Source organism: Paenibacillus sp. 453mf (assembly GCF_900116105.1).
GTDB classification, from domain to species: Bacteria; Bacillota; Bacilli; order Paenibacillales; family Paenibacillaceae; genus Paenibacillus; species Paenibacillus provencensis.
This window is the reverse complement of the sequence record NZ_FPAC01000006.1, coordinates 190,800-209,619: the sequence shown is the minus strand read 5'-3', so window position 1 is coordinate 209,619 and position 18,820 is coordinate 190,800. Positions and strand designations below refer to the sequence as shown.

The window sequence follows — 18,820 nt, the reverse complement described above, 5'->3', positions numbered from 1 at the left end:
TCATGAGTGCAGGAGCGCTGCTTAATATATCACTCATCCTGATCATGTTGTTCCTTGTTGGGGTTCTCATTTTCTTTAAACTAACGGATAATCGCAACCCTCGCAAAGACCCACATAAACTGGATAAGAAGTATACATTCGAGGGATTGATCGAGTACGTAAAAACTTGCCTTAATGAAATGACAACAAGTAACATCGACGATCTAGGTTTATCTGAAGAGGAATATACTCGTCGTATGAATCAAAGGTTACAGCTGCAGAAAGCTTTAAAAAATAGTCCTTATGGCGATCTCCAAGATAAAAATTATGTAAAAAACACCATATTCGACTTACTACTGAAAACTTATGGGTTAAACGATGAGAACATCAATAGGGTCATACCATTCGATAATAAAAAATTACTAACTTCTAAAGATAAGCACGATATACTTCTACATCTTTATAAAAAGAAACATGGCTCTAACGCACTAGGCGCTCTTTTTGAAGCACACGGTCTCGCAGAATTGAAAAACGTGATTGAGGGAGGAACAGTTTCTTCTTATATCATTACTGACAGCGAGATTCACGAGGTGTACCAAAAGGAGATCAAGCCTCTTTCTTTTGAGGACAAACTCCAGATTATCGTTCAGCGTATCTATGAGCAATATAAAGGTTTAAGTGTAATTGACGAAATCAGAGACATGAAGATTGATGGGGTATCCGGCGGGGTATCGGGTGTTCCCATAGATCAAGTAGATCTAGACGATTATGATCTCTCATTCGTCTCAGGCCAGCTGAAAAAGAAGACAACCAAATATAGTCACGATAGCATCTGGGTCTTCTATAAAGGGAAGCCGATTCACTTAGCTTACCTCACATTTGGAACTGAGTCTGAATTGAAGCGCGTATGTCAGAACATATATAGATATAACAACCCTGGACAACTGTCTGATTCAAATGGTTTTAAAGTCAACGATATGAAAGATGGGTCTCGTGTGGTAGTTGTACGTCCTGGATTTTCTGAATCATGGGCCTTCTTTGTAAGGAAATTCGATATAGCCAATGCGACTCTTGATCAATTGATACCTGAAACAATCGTAGGTCGTGAGCTGGTTTCTGATGCCATCAAGTTTCTTGTTAAAGGAGCTCGGGTTATGGCCATCACTGGACCACAAGGTGCAGGGAAAACTACGCTTCTCATGGCAATGATTAAATATATCGATGCGACATACAGACTTCGTGTTCAAGAAACAGCTTTTGAACTTCATCTTCGGAAAATATACGGAGATCGCAACATTCTCACTTTTCGAGAAACTGAAACCATATCCGGACAAGCAGGTCTTGATCTATCTAAGAAAACTGATGGGGACGTAAATATACTCGGTGAGCTTGCAACAGATCCTGTAGCTGCTTATATGATTCAGACAGCACAAGTAGCCAGCTTATTCAGTCTCTTCACTCATCATGCCAAGACATTTAAAAACCTGGTATTTTCAATTCGCAACTCCTTGCTGAAAACGAATATATTTACTGATGAAAAAATAGCTGAGGAGCAAGTTGTAAGTGTACTAAACTTTGATATTCACCTTAAGCGCGATCCAAACGGTTTTCGTTACATAGAACGAATCACGGAATGTATACCACTCGATTATCAGGATGATTATCCTACTGATTTTCGAGAACTTGAGGGTTTAGAAGAGAAAGTTGGAGCCTTTATGGAAACCGCTACGGAGTACTTCCGAAGAAAAACGGATAGAAGAGTATTTACTGAAAGAAATATAATCGAATATCGTACTGGTGGATATATCGCTGTCAATCCAATTTCTGAAAGAAACAAATCTGAAATGCTGGCACATATGTCTGACGTAGATCAAATGGAGTTCAAACAATTTATCGACGAACACTGGTCATCCAATATTAATGGGGGTGAGGAAGCATGGATACAGAGAAGCTAGCCGTTATTATTTCCGTAGTATCGATGTTCCTCGGTGTGGTCCTCTATGTAATCTATAAAATTGTATCTCGAAAGTTACAGAGAAACGGAACTGAAGAAATCTATTCAAATTTTAAGCAACTTACTGGAACGGGGAAGTCTAAATGGAAGCAACGAGTTAATCAGCTCCTCTTAGACTCGTATATGGCATATAACAAGGTCCCGTTACTACGGTCTTACATCCAAAAGATACGCAGGAGACTTCAAGCAATTCATTCATATGATGAGCTGACTATGCGACGCGAGACAATGAAAATTGTCTTCTATACGCTAGGGATCATGGCCACCTTTGTAATAGTACTTTTACTAATGAATCATGATTTAACATTTGTTTTCATGCTGCTACTAGCTGCAATCGTTATAAATGGTATGTTAATCGATACATTTGTTCATAGGGTGGAGGATCGATTACTAATTCAGCTTCGAGATTTACTTAAGGACGTACGTCACCATTATCATCAGCATGGAATGATCGAAGAGGCTCTACATGAAGCATCAGAAACATCGTCCTATGAAGCGTCTCTTCATGCAAAGAAAATTTATGAAGTCCTAGTATCAGACAAACCAGAAGAAAGCCTGGCTGCTTATTACGAGAAGGCGCCGAATCGGTTTCTCAAAGGATTCGCTGGTATGAGCTTTCTGGTTAAAGAGTTCGGTGATAAGGTCGTGAAAGATGGATCGTTGTTTCTGGACAACCTCAATAAACTTACAAGCGAAATTAACTTGGAAATTTTGAAAAGGACTAAACTGAACTATTTATTTAAAGGACTTACTGCTGTAGCGATTACACCAATTATATTTACTAAACCAATTGAGATTTGGGCATCGAATTACTTCCCCGCAATGGAAGAATTCTATTCAGGTAAAGCTGGTTTCCTTATCCAAATAGTGATATTTGCTGTTATCTTACTCTCGTATATCTTGCTAAAAAAAATGCAGGATCAGCAAGAAGGCACATATGTTGCCAAAGTAAGAAAGCACCCATGGGAGAAATTCGCATTTCGAATACCTGGAGTCGATTGGCTTGTTGATCGCTTAGAACCAGCTAAGCGAACTGCTGCTCACTATAAAATAAGTAAGCTTTTAAAAGATGCTAATGCCGGTATTCCTATGGAGTGGCATTATCTGCATAGATTAATGTTATCCGTTGGTCTATCAATAGGACTCTTGATATCTTTTACAATGATGCACACAATTACGGTCAAAAACGTGATGGAGGCCCCAACTAGAAATGATTCATTGTTCGGTCGGATGACCGCAGAAGAGTTGCAAGTTGCTCAATCCACCACTGATTTTGATAGCAATATCATTAATCAATTGAAGGGGGTGAAAAAGGATGATTTGCACAACGAAGTTGTTCAATTGGTCAAGCAGAACGAAGAAGTTGCCACCAACGATACCTTGCTCAACAATACAACGCAAAGAATAATTGCAAAGATTGATCAAATCAATTCTGAATATCTCAAGTGGTGGGAAGTGCTAGTTTGCTTAGTGTTGGGTTACGTAGGATACCACATACCATATTGGATTCTGATTTTCCAAAAACGTATAAGGGCAATGGATATGCAGAATGAAGTGGATCAATTCCATACCATTATAGCAATGTTAAGCGAAATCGATCGCGTCTCAGTGGAGATTATACTTGAGTGGATGGCACGGTTTGCTTCTATTTTCAAAGCTCCGTTACATACATGCGTACTTAACTATGAAAGTGGAGCTGAAGAGGCGCTCGAAAAATTAAAGATGGATGCTCCATTTACTCCATTAGTAAGGACCATTGAGAAATTACAATTGGCTGTCTCCCGTGTCCCTATTAAGCAAGCCTTTGATGATCTTGAAACAGAGCGAGCTTATTATTTTGAACAAAGAAAACAGGATTACGAAAGAACTATTGAAGAAAAGGCAAGTTGGGGCAGATTGCTCGGATTCGCCCCTCTATACACTGTCATCTTTCTTTATCTTGTAATACCACTTATGTACATGAGCTATTCACAAATGAGAATCTACTCCGAACAATTACAAAACTTATAATAAAGGGGAATATCAAAAATGAGTAATGCACAAAAAGCATTATTAATGGCAGCAGGACTTTTCTTGGCTATTGCTTTAATAACGACCGCAGTGTTAATGTTTACTTCCGCTCAAGATGCAACGAAAACAGCTCAAACAAGTTTCTCTGAAATCCAAACGGAATTAGCACAAACCTCTTTCACAGTCTATGATGGCACGACCGTATCAGGTAGCCAAGTTGTAAACGCACTCCGTAAGTTCCAAGATAAGGGCGAGTTTGGTGTTCAAGTCATCACTGGTAAGAACCCAACTGGATCTTGGTACTTTAAAACTGTAAACACAACTGTGCCTGTAGGAAGCACAGGATATGGTTCTATCACGTCAAATAATACAACGGGTACCCTGACTAATGCTGCAAACGAATCGAGCAATGATTATATTAATCCGTCTGGTAAGTTTAAAGCGGAAATTATCAAAGATAACAGCAATGTGATTCGTGGTCTCATCTTCACACAAAACTAATTCAAAATAGCTAGGGGATGGGCTCAATTAGCCATCCCTAGTTAAATACAAGGGTGATCATTATGGGACTTGGTGAGAATACAAGATCCGCAATATATCTTGCGTTCGCTTCATTCATTTTTGTAGCTGCCTTATCTATTTCATACTATCTTTTCAAAACAGTTGCTGATACAAACGAAATGACATACACAATGACTGAACAATCCGATCGCAGTATTACTACCACTCTTAAGGTTCCAACAGAATACATAGTGACTGGGGCTGAAGTTCGTCAGTCGATTTACAAAATAAAAGATATTGGGGTTGATATAGTAGTTGATGGCGTTCTATATCCCAAAACATTGGATACTAGCACCGTTAATGTTTCGGGTATCAATATTGCTAAAAACTATACTCCTACTTACGTTCGAGATTCAAAAGGAATATTGACCTTGTTACGGTTTAATTAAAAAGGGGATGTAGATCGTGTGGAATTATTTCGAGAAAGTCTTCGGCTTGATACTTGCATTAGCGCTTATGTTCATATGGCCCATTTCTAATTCATTAAACAAGCAAGATGATATCTCAGAGATCGTTGTACTCAATTCAGTAACTCAATTCGTCGATTCAGTAAGAGATAAGGGTTTTATCACTCCAACAATGTACAACCAATTCTCAGATCAATTAACTCTAACAGGTAACACATATGATATTCAAATGGAACACTTACACAAACGCTATGACCCCATATACAGCGATGCCGGGGAATTTCTCGGTGGCTACAACGTAAACTACGAAGGATTTTACAATGCTCAAATAAACGAGAAACTCTTCCCGAGAACATCAACTGATGGAATTGATCATCCTAACCGCGTATACAAGTTGGCAGCTGGCGATTTCTTTAATGTAACTGTGAAGAATACTAACCGAACTGCTGCCACCCTTATAAATGACATTCTGACAAATACAATTAATTCTCCAAACAGCAAGATTGTCATCCCTTATGGGGGGATGGTGTTAAATGAAGACTATTAAATTTACAATTATCTTCACCGTGATTCTGCTTCCATTTTTCATTATTAATAATATGAACGTTGAGCATAACCGAAAAAACACTATTCTTGAGCTTCGATATAATCATGCAATCGATACAGCAACACAGGATGCGGCAAAAGCATTAATGACAAATGCTAGCCAAGGTCAAGAAGCTCAGTACGAATTCCAAAAGCGAGTTCGGATTAATAAAGAGGAAGCTGTACAAACCTTCTTCAATACAATGTATGTAAACTTTGGAGTATTTAATGATCCAGTTGGACAAGGAGTTATCCAATCTTATGTACCTGTTATCGCGATAGTTGGATATGATGGATACTATGTGTATTATATGGACGAGTACACCAATGCAGATGGTCAAACCGAACTCAAGCATGTATGGAGTCCAAAGAAGCCGTATGCACATGCAGATCAGTATGGAAACTCTTTTTCGTTTACACTTGATGATTTTGTCACAGTAAACCGTAATTCCGATCAACAATGGTTTGAAGGTTTCAGAGGAGAGATATCATCATTAGCTGAAATATCATTATTAAATGATGCAAATACGTTTGAACAGGTGAGAAGATCTACAATTGTAAAGGCAATACAGAATGACCTTGAATATTACATTAATCAATACAACAACTTTGCGAAAAAATATGGTGTAGCTTACACTTTCACACTCCCACTTATTAGCCAAGAAGAGTGGAATAATACCATTAACGATGTTGGAGTACTATCTTTTGTACAAGGTATTCCTATGGGGCAGGATTACTATAATAACTATGCGTTAGGTGGAAGTCGGCTTGTTAAAACACCAGTATATCACGGCATTATTGCTAACGGCAGAAAGTACTATTATTCCGCAAATTCGTGTACTTCTGATTTTACTACTTCAGAAGTCTTTGGATCAGAAAAAGAAGCTGCATCCAACGGTTATATACCCCTAGATTGTACTGTCGGGAATAGGCAATAATAACAAGTTTTATCGAAGCAATTGAGTTCTACGATAGTAACCTTAATTATAGTTTGACAGCATTTATCCTATCATTTAATATTATTGTATAAATAAACTGAATATGATCCATTTGGATCAAATATAAGCGAAGCACGCTTCTTGCCCTTAGGCAATTAGCGTGCTTTTTTTGTATTTCATATAAGGAGCTGGTTACCATATTTAATGATTTATACCGATATTATTTTATGTGGTGTAAAATTCGTGCACCTTAACAATTCAGCTTATTATAGAGATAAGGGTTAATTTCTCTATAAAACCATCGTCTCGAAAGGAGAAACAAATGAAAAAAGTTGTTTTATCTACTATTGCCGCATTAACACTATTAACGGGGAGTTTTACAATTACTCAACCGCTTGCCGAAGCTAGTTCTATCACTAGTAGTTTGAAATTTAAAGATGTCCCGTCCACTCATTGGGCTGCATCAGCGATCGCATCTGCTGTAAAAAACGGATATATGAAAGGCTACACAGATGGTTCGTTTAAACCGAGTTCACCTATTACAAAGACGGAAATGGCTGTAATCCTAAGTCGTATTGAAGGGCAGCCTACAGTAGCTTCTGGTAAAACCTTTAGTGATGTTCCTACTTGGGCTAAGAGTGCTGTCAGCGCAGCAGTACAGAAAGGTTTCATTAGTGTTTCTAAATATGGTAATAAACTAAATGCAAATGCGGCCCTTACGCGTGGAGAGATGGCTACATGGCTTGCACAAGGACTTGCTGCCGTTCATCCCGACTTTAAGCAAGCATTGTCTGATGTTACTAATACGGTAATACCAGCGAAAGAATATTTTGAGGGTAAAATGCCAGCTGCACAAAAAAATGCAGTGGCCGTGACTATGGGGACGGGATTAATGAGTGTGGGTAGCGATAAGAGCTTTGGTGTAAGTAAAACTACAACTCGTGCTGAAGTGGCAGTCTTACTTACTCGCTATACCAATGTTGCTAAGAAAGATCCTAGTGATCTACAGGCTTTAAATGAACTAAGGGAAATTGGACTAACAGGAACTAACATAAAAACCATTGTTCCCAAATATGTGAAAACTCCGGAGGAAAAGTTCCCTACAAATTACGATTATAGTAAAGTAACTGATGATTTCTCGAAAATCCGAAACAAAGAATTGGTAACAAAGAGAAACTATGCAACAGTAAAAATTAAAAATTGGATTCTCGTTAATCCATATGTTAAAGGTGAAGAAAGAAGCATATATTATTCAGTTTTCTTGGATGAAGGAGATAAACCACTGCGCGGATCTTATTACTCATTTGCCGAATTTAATTTGAGTATTACCAGTGCTTCTATGACACAAGTACAAGCAGGAAATTTAATGAGTTCTCCTAGTTTTATTGCTGCAATTTCACCTAATTCTCAATCGTCTAAAGAATATCAAATACCTGTTACTAGTAAAATTACAACATCGCGCGGAGAATTTACTGTAAAGACTCCAATCTACTGGGGAACTGGTTTGTTGCATTTTGATAAATCACTAAGAACGGGAGTTAGTCTTGTTTCAGAAGATGGCACCGTGTTTGATGTCATCCCAAAATAAATAAATAAGGATGATTGTCATTGAGTTACCGTAATAATTTTATAAAACAACTCATCACAATAAGCTTACTTTTCTTAATATTTATCCCTATAAATTCAGTAACTGCGGGTGGAGGACCTGGTCAAAAACCAGCATTAGAGGCTCCGTATTTTGAGCCTTCTTCACCAGCAAAGACTCAAAAGAAAGTCATACCTGCTGAAGGTGTGGCGGATACCAATATTGGGGTTTATATATGGCAACAGGATAATTTGCAGTGGCGAGTTGATGGGTCGTGTAATGGGCAATTATTGACCAATAACTCTCTCACAAATAAACCTGTCTCATCTTTGGTATGTGTTGATCTTGATTTAAGCTCACCATATTATATCCCATCCGAATGGAAGGATAAGAATGGTGAAAGGGTTTTATCAACTGAACTTGTTGAAAGTACTCAGAATCCAATTTATATGGACAACGATAACTATTACACACCAGGACTACCAATCTTAGTAAGTGTGGATTCCTTTACCGGTAAGCGAGTAAAATTCACAGCACAAATCGGCGGAGCAATAGAGCCTCAAAGTTATGGTCCATATAACGGGGATAAATTTAATGCTGTGTATAATATTTACACTGACCTTTATTGGAGAGGTAGAGCAGAAGTAACCAAAGAAATAAGCCTAACCGATGGCGGTCAATTGTCTACTGGACAAACCAAACAATTGACCGCCAAAGTGAAAACTAAAAATGGTGATGGTAATTTTGGTAGTGAAACTACTATATCTGCAGGAAACGGGACAACCACTTGGGAGTCATCTAACCCAGGTGTTGCAAGAGTAAATAGTAATGGACTCGTTACAGCTCAAAGTAAAGGAACAACAACTATTAAAGTCCTTTGGGAAAAGGACGGATACCGATTAACAACAACCACTACGGTTACTGTAGGCGAGGAAACTGGTGGTGGGGGTGGAGAACCAGGTGGCGGCGGCGCTTGTACATACACACTAGGTACTCCATCTCAAGTTTCAACCACAAGCATGTCTGATATGAATCCAAATACCAATGGTGTAATCAGAGCAGATAGTAGAGGATCAGAGAAGTTTGATGTATTACAGGGTATTCCAACATCTGAATCTCTTTATACCAATGCATTTGCTGATAATTATTTGTTCAAGCATGTGTGGGCTAAAATGTCTGGGACTATTACTTACGAGTGCAATGTTGATGTAACTTACGCTCTTGAATGGACTGTTCCTGGAGAGGAAGTTTGTCCTCCAGAAGGTGAAGAAGGAGAATGTACGCCAGGACCACCTGAACCTAAAACAGACACGGCGGATAAACCTTACTCGTTTACCTTTACACGTAACTATTCTTACTGGCAGATCAACAATTTGGAAGTATACGAGATATCGAGAGCGGACATGTCAAATGATGCATTGCCTAGTGGGAAAGTCACAATGAATCCTAGCGGGTATACTTCCCCGTCACTAGTATCCCAGCATGATCCATCTGTTGAATCTCATGTAACTCCTGGAAAAGGAGCGAGTATAAGTTACACTCCACCAGTTTTAAAGGGGGGACTAAACTCTCCACCAGAAGTACCTGATGACACAGAATTACTAAAAGGAATGGCGGAAGGTGACACTCCAGAAGCTAAAGTCAAAAATGATAAAGTCGTTTTCAATGGTTCTACGATCATGAATGATGCTGAAGCTACAAAGGATGGACCTACACCTTCAAATATTCCTAGTCCGTCAACAATTGGACAGAATGTGCTATATAAGCCTAATAACATGATAAGCAGTACATTCTTAAACCGAAGCAATATCCCAAGTTCAGGAAGAATCTATTATAACCTTCTGCCTGGTAATGTGAACGGTGGTTCGAATACCGATTTTGCAATCAGTGGTATCAATAGTGTAACGGTTCATACTCCTACTGTGGTGTATGCCAATGCTTCTGACGATGCTGCTCATAACCAAAAGACGATTCCGAATTACTCTAGAAGGGCTTTTATTTTGGATAGACCTTTTACGGTAAGCATTCCTACAAGTGGCCAACATCGAAACATTCCAGGATACGGGAATAGGGACTACGCGAAGTACATTAAATTGAAGCAAGTCCGATTTGAGTTTGACGTATATTCAGCAGACAGGAACAGTTTTTATCCAGCCAATACTTGGATTGAAATACCGGTTACTCAAATCGAAACCACGTTCTATTTACCGAAATGGGTAGATGAAGGGAACTACACTGTTTATTATCGCTCCTTTGCTGAAAACTCTCCGAACACTGGATTTACTACGGAGCAAGATGCGAACTTAAATCTGGCCAATCACGTTGCGACAGACACAGTTCCAGTAGAGGTTATAGGACGAATTTACGACTTCAAAATCACTGATATTGCTGACCCGAACTGGGAAACAGTGTTTCGGACTGGGAAGGGAAGTAGTATTCCAAAGGGTACATCCTATTCGGTTGGTCCATACGGGATTGATGCAGCTCCGAATGGTTCAGTATTTCCGTATCAGTTACCAATCAGACGAGGAAGCCATCCTCTTGCAAACTACAAGAGTGTCGCAGTAAAGTCGGGGTATCATTTCAAATTTGAAATGAAGACTAAAGGGAATTTGTTTGGAGATAAGGACGCGGTAAGAATCACTCCGAAGTTCTACTTCCAAGATAATAACCCATTAACACCGGCTAATCGTGTTGAAGTTGATTTATATTATCATTCTCAAAACCAAAAGTTCATAAAGATAGGTTCGACAGAAGATGTCGAGCGGAGGGAAATTACTATGAATACCCGTCTGCGCAATGTACCTTACACCGACATCATTAGTACAGCAGGTTCTATCTATGATCTTAACTCAGGTTGGACGATGACAAGAGATCAATACATTAACTCATTCGTGAAGCGGTCGACAGAACCAACATACGTTGGAGGATACGATGTGCAAATTCTACCTTCTCCACTTCGGACCTTCATTAACACCTTTGAGCGACCTAGCAATGCAAATGCAACACCAGCCAGAGTCAATGCTTCTGAACAGAAATGGTATGGGGAATACAGCCTGCCAGCTGCTGTGTATGCTGTGCCGAAAGGTACAGATCTAGCTGCATATGGACGAAGCAACCGCTTGAATGATAAATCACCTATTTTCTTGAAGAACGGTTATATCACAGTCAACTTCAACATTGAGACGATACCTAATGCAAACCTAGATAATCCTCACCTTCAATACATTCACGGTCCTTTAAACAACCAATGGTGGGATATGGAAGGATTTGACGGAGCAGATGGAACTCGTGACCATGTAATTACAGATCCATATGGCGTCCAATTCTTGCTGCAAGATGGTGATGTAGTATTCTATGATGCCAACAAGTCATCTTATGATGATTATAGACCATATGGTACGCACTGATTCATCAAAGAATGAGTGAGGAGGGGCCCAAACTAGGGCTCCTTTTCTTCTTTTTTTCTTGAATAGAATACTCGTTGTTTATGATTTCCAAATGCTATATAATTGAATTAATCGAATATAATCAAAAGCGGAAGCACCGCCGATCCTGATAAATTTATGGGACGGCTGTGCTTTTTTTTATTAAGGAGGAGAATAAATGAAGAAAGATATACAGAAACCCATTATCCTGGGGAATTACTATCACGGAGATGGAGAAATGGCTTGGGGATGGTGGATGTATGAGCACGCTCAACTTGCTATTATTGGTGACCAGGAACGTTCACCACGTCGCAGGATTGTTTCTGAGATAACTGAGTTGCTGAGCAGAAGAGATCAGGATTGTGTTTATATGATCTCGACAGAAAAGCCAGAGTTTGGGAAGTCTACTGTACTGAATACGATCCCTTGGGTAGAAGAATTCTCTGACCCTCCCGAGCACTTCGATGATCGCCAAGTTTTTATTGATAACCGTCATTTTTTTTCGTCCTCTTACTTTAATCTGCAGGCGAAGATACTGGATATTCCGCGAGGAGATCTCCTCCCTCCAATTAGCTTTAGACCTCATATTGAGGGACCATTAAAGGGTTATAGGAGAGCAATAGAAGGTCTTAGCGAAGAAACGCCACATAAGGAAGGATTAGTTGCTTCCTTAAACAGTCTCTCCCAAATCACATGGATACAAGTTAACGATCAAGGATATAAGTTTTATATTAACACGGATAACAATATCTACGAACAAGCTCTGGACTTCCTCACAGCTGCTTGGTCTTTTTGGTCATTTACATGTCAAACTGATGCTCAGCAGCAGATGCTTTTGGTAGTTGAATTACCTAAAGACTTGTTACGGCACGGGATTGATCCGATGGTAGAAAAGATTGTATTTCAAGCATTAAACATACTTAGATATGTTTCCCTTGTAACTACAACTACCCTCGTGCTGTCCTCAGAAATGCTGTATCCAGCTCCGGAATTGAATTTTCGTTATAAACTTCTTTTACAAACTCATGATTCGGACGTAGATTTTACTAACGATAACATCCGGAGTTCCATTGACTCAAAGCTGCTTGAAGAGTGGGAGCAGGGCAACAATAATATTGGACTATGGATGGATGATACTGCAGGGGAAATTGAAGATGCACGTATAACGATTCGGGTTGGTCATAAGGCACCTGAGATCTGGGAAGATTTCGAAATGGCTTAAAAGCACCTTATTCCGTAATTCGTAGTAACTGTGATATAATAATTTCATACCTTTGAACATTCTATTTTTTTATCCCACGTCATGCGATATGGGACTTTCTAATCAATAATTCACCCTTAAGGTGCCTAAGTCTGTCTTCTACCAGACCATAGCCTCCTTAAGGGTTTTTTTATTATAAGGAGGAGTTATATGAAACAAACATTCTTTAATGAATTATGTGCAGCAATGGGAGTGAGTAGTGAGTTGGCCGAACTTTCATTTCAAATTCCGACCGTTCATGAAGGAGTTCTCCATTTTAGAGCGTTCTGTCTTGCGGATATGCTCATCAAAAAGGTAGCATCAGATCATCAAATATCTTGGGCAGAAGTAATGAACGTATTTACATACTCAGAGGACAGGATATACGCATTTATTCAATTTAATTCATATATAAATGCGTTCCCTCTTGAAATTCCGATCATAGCACTTAACGGATCCAAAGCTCAGGTGGAGGTAACGATTGCTAAAGTATTAAAAAACCTACCTGAACAAATCAGAGTTTGGCTAAAGGTTACCAAGCAAGGTTACAAAAAGATGACTATCAAAGAGTTCTCTATGAAATTGAATAGAAGACCTAATTACCTCCGTAGCTGATAAGTCGCTGCGGTTTTTTAATGAAAAAAATATGGGAGGCGAATTAATTGTTTTCATGTAAAAACCCTGAAAAGTGTAGAAATGAAATGGTACGAAGAAGTAACATTCAAGAACGATTTTATTCTCAGAATATCGAAATTATTAAAGCCGCTCAGAGCAATAAAGGAACCAGGCTTAGTATGATTGAAAATTCCCACTCGGCAGAACGGGAAAACTTTAGAATGTATTCAAGAACGCAATTGATCCAAGCGTTTCTTAAAGGAAAAATGATTAGTTCTTCCTATAACAAAGTTTTTGGTGAATACCGTTTTGTACTAAAGTACAGTTTCAAGACATCTGTTGATTATGAGCGGCCGATACATCTCATTGTCGCGACCCACAAAAGCAATCTTCTAGATTGGACCATAATTACCGTAATGGACCCCGCTTCTCGTAAATTTAAGTGGGATGATACCTATGAAAATCAGATTTGCTTTTGTGATCGAAATTCTACGTTAAATTATGTATATAACTGAATTATCCAATGATCGTCGATCCATGTATAATGGACTTAGCGAAATCCGCGAGGGGGAATCCAGATGGCTCTCAATTCGGACTCGTTAAGTTCTCTGAACTTAACTGAGGAGGAACTGATTATGTTGAAGATTAAAGCAGCAATGTATACCAACGGTGATACTCAGGAATACATTAAAGGACTAATATTAAGCGATAAAAGATCCGTACCTGACTATAAAGCGTATTGCACTTCTTGTCACGATGTAAAGGAAATGATCTCGGTTAATCGCAATGAAGAATTCATTCTCTCTGAGTGCGAAAGCAGTATGCGGGTTGTAGTTGAATCGGTTCCGAAGCATAAATGCTCCAAATGCGGCAGCATCACATCCAATATGAAATTATCTGCAGCTATTGAGGAAGCGCTTGAGACAAAGCTACCTAATATGAGATCAGATGAAAAAATACCATTTCAAGTATTGGTCTCCTAAGAATAAATTACATAGAAGCCACGGGGATGATCCGTCGTGGCTTTTTTTCTATGGAAAAATAAGTTTAACTCATCTATAATACTGATATACCATTTATCATTTTCTCTAACTTACGGAAGGTCAGGCGACTATCCGCATTCTAATAATCCATTTGGATTAATTGACCAAGACTAGTTTTCTTGTGTCTTTGACTTAGAATCGGGGTTGTTCTGACCTTTTTTTGTTGAGTAATAGCTAAATGCCTCCCACCGGTTGAGTGTTTTCTTAATACTTCATAAGGTGGTTTTTTTAATTAACTCTAATTTAGAAGGAGGGATTTCTGTGGAATTATTAATCGCGTTTGTAGTCGGAGGATTAACTAATCTTTTCGTTGCATCGAAGTTGGAAGGTGGGGTATTACTGCCTTACATCAAGAAGGTAGGGAAAAAACGATTCTTTATTCCTGGTTTGTTTGGTGACTTTGTAATTGGTGGGGCTGCGGCTTTGGCTGCATTTTCGTTCTTTGAGCCAGTTGGATATGCTAAGATTATCGGCACATCAGTACTTGCAGGCTTCAATGGGCTTACCTACCTAGCTAAAAATGCTCTGTCCAAAGTTTCTGATGTCGAGGCTAAAACTATTGATGAAGAATATCAGAAACTCATCGGTATCAAAGATGGAAAAGATAAACTTTAGCTCACTGAAGTTGTTTAGATTGAAGCTCTAAAACCATAAAAAGTAGCCGAGGTGTAAACTATGGAGGATTCGAACCAAACTTTAAGCGAAATAGTGGAACTCATACACAAGATCTATTACCTACGAGAGAAATCAATCGATACTGTAAAGAAAGCAGAATATGAGGAAAAACTTACTCAACTTTTTGAACTTAAGAAGGAATTGGAAACGGAAGTGAGCCAGATTCGAGTGGTTGCTAGGTTTTCGAAAAAACGGAAAACCCATACTGAAAAGTCTGATCGTAGAAGGAAAACGGGGTTTAATCGAGCACTACATACCTTGACACTTGAGACGGTAGCTAATTGAAAAGAATCGAAAAAGCCTGAACACTATGTGTTCGGGTTTTTTTGCTTATCTCTAACACTCAAAATAGATTTCTTTATAATCTTTCGATGATTTCGGCAATTTCTGTGTGTGTTAGACTGTAAGTGTCAAATATATATTTTAAATTTAATTACATGAACGTGTTAAAAAGTAGCCTAACAACCTTATATTGTCACTGGAAGCCATCTAGGGCTTTACACCATATAAGTGAGGTAGTATATATGCAAAAGCGTGAGGTATTGAGTTTCATAATTAGCGACCGTGGCAGAAAGGTTTTCAATGTAATCGAGCCTACCTTCGATATAAGCTGGATAGAACAGAAAATACTGGAGCAGAGGAAGAAAGGAAGAGATATTTACTGGTACTCTTCTGTAAAACCGGTGAATATCGCTAAGAAAGACAACCAGGAGCAATTCGGATATACATACACGATGGATTCTGTATTCCTTCTAGCATCAGAAAGAAGCGATTTCTAATACCCAGAAATTATTGTACATGACTTGTGTACGGAGAAAATAAAGTAGTAGACTGAAGGTAATGATTTGACGCGGTTTATGCTTTGAAAAATCGTCTCTCTTCGATAAACAAGTATTAGACTGACTAATAAAATGAAGCAACGGCAGACCAAGACTGAAAATAAAGTCTTTTGACTGCCGCTGTCTTTGTTGAACTAACGTTTCCCGTCGTATTATGAGGTCATCCTGTTTTTACTGGTTACCACTTTTATTCCGTGGAGTATTTGTCAGTAGCCGGGGCAGCTCGAACGTTTCCCTGGGTCTGTAACCCGTTGCTAAAACTGATCTCTTCTTGTACTCCCCTATGAGTTCATAAGGAAGAGTTTTTTCTTCTTCGATAAAAAAAATACCCACTTATAATTAATGTTAAGGCTGCAAGAATAATCAAGCTAAAGGAAAGCTTGATTTTTTTGTTCCATTCATCTTTACCTTTTTGGTAGTAAGTATTAAATAATTCAACAATATCTTCATCTCCACGAATTTCATCTGGCAGAAAAAGGGCTTTATTTTGGCTTCCTGTCTCAAAAGCAATTTTTCGATAATTATCCGCCTCAGTGTTCGAATCGAAGCCTTCTTTATAGGCTTGCTGTATATCTGGATAATCTGAGTATGTATTAGGGTTGTATTCTACTAGTTTAAAATGAGTGGTGTAACCTTCTTGAAAGGCGGCTTCTTTTTTATCTTCGTAACCATTCGTATAACCTTTTTTGAAAGAATCTACAAATACTTTAGGCAGATCTTCTGGGATTGCGAATGGAATTAAATTATAACCTGATTTGTACCCCTTCTCTTCAGAGGCTCGTTCAATTTTCTCCACCGCTTCAGCTCGCCCCTCCTGAAATCCTATCTCATATGCTTCTTTAACCGACTTAATACCTAAATAAAGATCGGGAATCCAAATTTCTTCATTACTTAATCCATACTTATATCCCTCTTTCTTTGAACTCTTCTTGAGCTCTTCTATTCTTATTGCTTTTCCTTCTTCATAGCCTTTTTCATATCCCGCTTTATACCAGCTATATTCGGCCGTAGATAACTGCCCGAATTGATCTGGATGAAAGTCTAAAAACGAAAGTTCGTTGTAACCATGTTTATATCCAAGATAATGTCCTTCTTGAACAAGCTCATCATAATGTTCTTCAAGCTGCGCCTGAGTCCTTTCTGAAGAAACGTTATCGTCCGAAACTTCGTCTGAAGACACGTCGTCATCTGAAGATGATAAACCGCCACCGTTATGGTAGTGGTATTCTCCAGTGGATAACCCCCACTTGCCGCAATTCGTTCGACAAGTGTGTCCACCAGAGCTATCTGTTCTGCCTGGGTGTGCATCAGCAGTATACGAAAGAAAGAATAATATCATGACCATAAGCAACAGGGATGCTTTTTTCAAGTAAGTTTCCTCCAGTAATTTTACTCTCAGTAGTAACTATTAATGAAGTTTGTTCCATTAGAGAAACTAGAATGCTCCAGCCCCATCCATATTCACTATACTGCCCGTTAATTAATTTGAAAAATGAATGGAGCAGCTACCAACGGACAAACTGTTCCAAGTTTTTCTAACCTAAGACTCTACTGCTTCTCCATAATGTCTAGTTGCTTCTCTACCACACAACCATTTAATCCATAAGAAGATAGGATCACATAGTACCTATATTCACCCAATAATTAAATAGCCGGAGAGGACATTGAATACCGTGATCGTTTCTATACTGGTAATAATCCCTTAGATTTGAGCATTTTCCTTTTCGACAGTGGAATACTCTTTTCAAGCTCTCCTTTTGTAACATCCAGTCCTTCCCAATCGACAAATAAAACAAAATCCTCGGAGAGTAATTCGGAGAGTAATGGGTACTTGGACCAAACAGTCGCATTTATAGCATAGGTGACCTCATGCCATAATTTCATACCTTCTTCCCACCAGGTATCTGTATTATGCCAATACATAATAAGTGTTCTAAGCTTCGTGATTAATTCTTGATCTGAAATTTCTTGTTGATAATTCACCGGATGCTCTCCCGAAGCCCAGATCGTCCAAAAATCCTTATTGTTTTCTATCTGCTCATCTCTGATATGTTGCAATCCTGGATGAAAAATGGGTGAGTACACACCATGAGCTTCATCATGCAAGTAAATGGCCAAGAAACAACAACGTATATCTACTAACCCCTTACATACAGCATCAACTACTTCTATTAATGCTAATTTTAACTCTTCTTTAACTTCTTCCCGTAGTAGTGCCGCCTCATCAGTAGACATTCTTACAAAAATAACTCCCTTATCACCGTCTAATACTCGTGTAAGCTCACCTTTCTTATCATATTCAAGATAAGTTCGAACAAGAGAAGAATAATAAGGACTATTTTCGTAAACAGGCTGATAAACTTGAACTAAGTTTCCACCCTCATATATGTAGTCTTCATATTGCAACTTATCAAATCGAGGAGAGTATTCTACGCACCGATTAATGAATCCATCTTTTATTAAATATTCTTTAATTGAATAAAGTTCTCCAGTTAAGTACAATCTTGTAGTGATTCGGTTTTCTTCATAAACGGAGTATGTATAACCATCAATTAATTCATCATTCGCTGAGATAAGGGGTCTGTTTTGGCTATCAAACTCATAATATATGTCGGTTTCAACTTCTGAAACTTCCCCTGGAACTGTACTTTCACGACCGTACCAAAAAGGAGTAATATCATATCGCTTGTTAGAAGTAAATTCCCGTCTAACAGCAGCAGCCTCAGCTTCCTCCTTATAGAAAGCATAGTTTTTCTGTGCATCCTTACTTAACTTTAGGTAATATTCTTTATCTATCACTCCATATTCTTCCTTTCTATAGCGGCTAACCCAAATAAATTCGACAGATTATGCTTCATATCCTTTACCATTGAAATCTTCTACTCCGAGAAAATCTAATGA

Annotated in this window: 15 protein-coding genes; 13 read left to right on the top strand and 2 right to left on the bottom strand. The window is 38.6% G+C overall.

Translation table 11 applies throughout. The features are described from left to right. The first annotated feature begins 2 nt into the window (after positions 1 to 2). The 13 genes from BM415_RS20675 (at position 3) to BM415_RS20605 (ending at position 15,859) form a co-directional block, all read left to right on the top strand. Complete coding sequence (locus BM415_RS20675; RefSeq protein ID WP_090727811.1) at positions 3 to 1,934, top strand: ATPase, T2SS/T4P/T4SS family; 1,932 nt, start codon at positions 3 to 5, stop codon at positions 1,932 to 1,934. Continuing rightward, a complete protein-coding gene (locus tag BM415_RS20670; protein ID WP_090727809.1) occupies positions 1,916 to 4,003 on the top strand; it encodes a hypothetical protein in 2,088 nt (695 codons plus the stop codon). The genes BM415_RS20675 and BM415_RS20670 overlap by 19 nt, the downstream gene beginning before the upstream one ends. A gap of 18 nt (positions 4,004 to 4,021) precedes the next feature. Further along, a complete protein-coding gene (locus BM415_RS20665; protein ID WP_090727807.1) occupies positions 4,022 to 4,504 on the top strand; it encodes an ABC transporter permease in 483 nt (160 codons plus the stop codon). Between the two features lie 62 nt (positions 4,505 to 4,566). Beyond that, positions 4,567 to 4,953 carry a hypothetical protein gene (locus BM415_RS20660; protein ID WP_090727806.1) on the top strand — a complete coding sequence of 129 codons (387 nt, stop codon included), beginning with the start codon at positions 4,567 to 4,569 and terminating at the stop codon, positions 4,951 to 4,953. Between the two features lie 16 nt (positions 4,954 to 4,969). Then, positions 4,970 to 5,518, top strand: a complete 549-nt coding sequence (locus tag BM415_RS20655) for a hypothetical protein (protein ID WP_244533623.1) — start codon at positions 4,970 to 4,972, stop codon at positions 5,516 to 5,518. Further along, positions 5,505 to 6,494, top strand: coding sequence for a hypothetical protein (locus BM415_RS20650; RefSeq protein ID WP_090727804.1), 990 nt, complete (start codon positions 5,505 to 5,507; stop codon positions 6,492 to 6,494). The genes BM415_RS20655 and BM415_RS20650 overlap by 14 nt, the downstream gene beginning before the upstream one ends. Positions 6,495 to 6,816: 322 nt before the next feature. Beyond that, positions 6,817 to 8,082 carry an S-layer homology domain-containing protein gene (locus BM415_RS20645; protein WP_090727803.1) on the top strand — a complete coding sequence of 422 codons (1,266 nt, stop codon included), beginning with the start codon at positions 6,817 to 6,819 and terminating at the stop codon, positions 8,080 to 8,082. A gap of 20 nt (positions 8,083 to 8,102) precedes the next feature. Beyond that, complete coding sequence (locus BM415_RS20640) at positions 8,103 to 11,489, top strand: DUF5704 domain-containing protein (protein WP_244533621.1); 3,387 nt, start codon at positions 8,103 to 8,105, stop codon at positions 11,487 to 11,489. Between the two features lie 196 nt (positions 11,490 to 11,685). Then, complete coding sequence (locus BM415_RS20635) at positions 11,686 to 12,729, top strand: hypothetical protein (RefSeq protein WP_090727801.1); 1,044 nt, start codon at positions 11,686 to 11,688, stop codon at positions 12,727 to 12,729. Positions 12,730 to 12,918: 189 nt separating this feature from the next. Continuing rightward, on the top strand, positions 12,919 to 13,362 hold the full coding sequence (locus BM415_RS20630; RefSeq protein ID WP_090727799.1) for a hypothetical protein: 444 nt from the start codon (positions 12,919 to 12,921) through the stop codon (positions 13,360 to 13,362). A gap of 635 nt (positions 13,363 to 13,997) precedes the next feature. Beyond that, on the top strand, positions 13,998 to 14,345 hold the full coding sequence (locus BM415_RS20620; protein WP_139237043.1) for a hypothetical protein: 348 nt from the start codon (positions 13,998 to 14,000) through the stop codon (positions 14,343 to 14,345). Between the two features lie 321 nt (positions 14,346 to 14,666). After that, a complete protein-coding gene (locus BM415_RS20615; protein ID WP_090727795.1) occupies positions 14,667 to 15,020 on the top strand; it encodes a DUF4257 domain-containing protein in 354 nt (117 codons plus the stop codon). Positions 15,021 to 15,604: 584 nt separating this feature from the next. Next, positions 15,605 to 15,859 (top strand): hypothetical protein, encoded by a 255-nt coding sequence (locus tag BM415_RS20605; protein ID WP_090727792.1) that lies wholly within the window; start codon positions 15,605 to 15,607, stop codon positions 15,857 to 15,859. 349 nt (positions 15,860 to 16,208) lie between these two features. On the opposite strand, the gene BM415_RS20600 is transcribed toward BM415_RS20605, so the two are convergent. Both BM415_RS20600 and BM415_RS20595 read right to left on the bottom strand, forming a co-directional pair. After that, the gene (locus BM415_RS20600) at positions 16,209 to 17,288 is read right to left on the bottom strand and encodes a YHYH domain-containing protein (RefSeq protein ID WP_090727790.1); all 1,080 of its coding nucleotides are present in this window, start codon (positions 17,286 to 17,288) and stop codon (positions 16,209 to 16,211) included. Positions 17,289 to 17,602: 314 nt separating this feature from the next. After that, the gene (locus tag BM415_RS20595) at positions 17,603 to 18,718 is read right to left on the bottom strand and encodes a hypothetical protein (protein WP_090727789.1); all 1,116 of its coding nucleotides are present in this window, start codon (positions 18,716 to 18,718) and stop codon (positions 17,603 to 17,605) included. Positions 18,719 to 18,820 lie beyond the last annotated feature (102 nt).